Here is a 2452-nt window from a genome sequence, read left to right as displayed (position 1 = left end):
GCCCTTCGCCGCCGGCTTGGCGGCTTCGGCCTGGCGCTGCTGGCCGCCCTCGTGGCGGTGGTGGCCGGAGGGCGTCTTGGCGGGCGCGTGGTTGCGGTTGCGCTGCGCCTTGTGCTCGCCCCGGTGCGGCTGGGCCTTCTGCGGCTGGGCCGGGCGCTCCGGCTTGGCCGCCACCTCGGGCAGGGCGGCGGTGGCCGCGCCCAGCTGGCGGTCGTTGCGCCGGTCCCAGGAGGGGATGCGCTGGCGGGTGACCTTCTCGATGTCCTTGAGCAAGCCCCGTTCGTCGTCGGCGCAGAAGGCCACCGCCGAGCCGTCGGCGCCGGCGCGCGCAGTGCGGCCGATGCGGTGGACGTAGGCTTCCGGCACGTTCGGCAGCTCGAACTGGACCACGTGGCTGACGGCGTCGATGTCGATGCCGCGCGCGGCGATGTCGGTGGCGACGAGCGCCCGGACCTGGCCGGCCTTGAAGGCCGCCAGCGCCCGCTCGCGCTGGCCCTGGCTCTTGTCGCCGTGGATCGAGGCCGCCTCGACGCCGACCTGCTCCAGCCCGCGCGCGACGCGGTCGGCGCCGCGCTTGGTGCGGGTGAAGACGATGACGCGCTTGAAGCCCGGATCGTCGAACAGCTCGGCCAGCAGGGCGCGCTTGCGCTGCTGCTCGACGAAGAGAACGCGCTGGTTGATGCGCTCGACGGTGGTCGCCGCCGGCGTCACCGTGACCTTCAGCGGATTGGGATTGAGCAGCTCGGCGGCCAGCTTCTCGATCTCGCTCGGCATGGTGGCCGAGAAGAACAGGTTCTGCCGCTTGGCCGGCACGTGCTTCACGATCCGCCGGATCGGCAGGATGAAGCCCATGTCGAGCATCTGGTCGGCCTCGTCGAGCACGAAGGTCTCGACGCCGGAGAGGGTGATGGTCTTCTCCTGCAAGTGGTCCAGCAGGCGCCCGGGGGTGGCGACCAGCACGTCGACGCCGGGGGCCATGGCCTTCATCTGGGCGCCGTACTTCACGCCGCCGAACACCACCGCGACGGTGACGCCGAGATGCTTGCCGTAGGCCTTGAAGCTCTCGCCGATCTGGGTGGCGAGCTCGCGGGTGGGCGAGAGCACCAGCACCCGGCAGCTGGCGCGCGGCGGCGCCTTACGGGTCTCGGCCAGCCGATGCAGGATGGGGAGCGCGAAGGCGGCGGTCTTGCCGGTGCCGGTCTGGGCGATGCCCAGGAGGTCGCGGCCGGCCATGACGCCGGGGATGGCCTGCGCCTGGATCGGCGTGGGCTGGGTGTAGCCTTCGTCGGCCAGCGCCTTGAGCAGCGGCTTGGCGAGGCCGAGGTCGGTGAATTGAGTCAAAATCGATCTTTCGCGTATGCGCGCAATCCGCCCGTCCGGATGCGCCGGGGGCGTGAAGCGCGGGGTCGTTGGGAAGCGCCCCGCGTGATGGGCGATCTATGAGAAATCCGCGCTCGACAGGCTGAGCCTCTGACGAGGCCCCACGCGGCTGGAGCGCCGATATCGTCGGCTAGCCCGACGCGCCGCCCACATGAGTTGTTTCTGGCGGGAAGTCAACCGCACCGCGAAGGTTGGTCGCAGGCTGTTGCCTTTTCGCCTCAGGCCACCGTCCCCGAACGGGGACGGGTAATTCAAAGATTTTCGCGCGCCGGACGGCGAAACCGGCTTCCACTTTCGCTCGGCGCGCGAGATGGAGCGGCATGGCCGGAAAACCCATCGTCCTCGTCGCCGCCGCCGCCCTGATCGACATCGACGGCCGCGTGCTGATCTGCCAGCGCCCGGAGGGCAAGCAGCTCGCCGGCCTCTGGGAGTTCCCGGGCGGCAAGGTCGAGCCGGGCGAGACGCCGGAGGCCTGCCTGATCCGCGAGCTGGAAGAGGAATTGGGGATCACGGTCGCCAAGGCCTGCCTCGCGCCCTTCGTCTTCGCCAGCCACGAGTATGAGAGCTTCCATCTGCTGATGCCGCTCTACCTCTGTCGCAAGTGGGAGGGCCGGCTGACGAACCGCGAGCACAAGGCCATGGCCTGGGTGAAGCCGAACCGGCTGGGCGACTATCCGATGCCGCCGGCCGACGCGCCGCTGGTGGCCTGGCTGAGAGACTGCATCTGATTCCCTCCCTTGATTAAGGGAGGGCGAAGCTCGCCCGTGTGACGCGGCCGGTCGGCGCGCGGGCGGCGTCGGCGACGCAGCGGGCGGGCTCGATCATGGCGTGCTCGCCCAGGCAGAAGATGTCCTCGTACTGCGGCCCGGCGCTGGCCAGGCACTGGTAGAGGTTGAGCTTGGCGATGCGCAGGCAGGACGCCGTGCGCGGCTCGCTCATCAAGGCCCGGCCACGCTCGGCTTCGCCCATCACGCTGAGGGCGGCGAGGGCCACGCCGCGCGCCACCACCGCACTGGGCGCGCCGCTGCGCCGGCCGCCTTCCGCCACCGCCTCGCGCAGGCGGGCGGCGTCG

At 71.0% G+C, this 2452-nt stretch carries 2 protein-coding genes and 1 pseudogene; 1 reads left to right on the top strand and 2 read right to left on the bottom strand.

Annotated features, from left to right (window positions below; translation table 11 throughout):
• Positions 1–1341 (bottom strand): DEAD/DEAH box helicase (locus tag VJS38_RS10095; protein WP_324088020.1); only part of this gene is annotated, 1341 nt, incomplete at its 3' end.
• 359 nt (positions 1342–1700) lie between these two features.
• Between VJS38_RS10095 and mutT the strand changes: the two genes are divergently transcribed.
• The gene (gene mutT / locus VJS38_RS10090; protein ID WP_324088019.1) at positions 1701–2108 is read left to right on the top strand and encodes an 8-oxo-dGTP diphosphatase MutT; all 408 of its coding nucleotides are present in this window, start codon (positions 1701–1703) and stop codon (positions 2106–2108) included.
• A 13-nt stretch (positions 2109–2121) separates the two neighbouring features.
• On the opposite strand, the pseudogene VJS38_RS10085 reads toward mutT, so the two are convergent.
• Positions 2122–2452, bottom strand: a pseudogene (locus tag VJS38_RS10085) (hypothetical protein); the annotation flags it as partial.

It is taken from the genome of Phenylobacterium sp. (assembly GCF_035276905.1).
Lineage (GTDB): Bacteria > Pseudomonadota > Alphaproteobacteria > Caulobacterales > Caulobacteraceae > Phenylobacterium.
Note: the sequence above shows the minus strand (reverse complement) of the source record. Positions and strands in the feature narration are given on the sequence as shown.

Excerpts from the sequence above, each read along its gene's own strand:
- mutT (WP_324088019.1), top strand. The coding sequence starts at position 1,701 with ATGGCCGGAAAACCCATCGTCCTCGTCGCCGCCGCCGCCCTGATCGAC.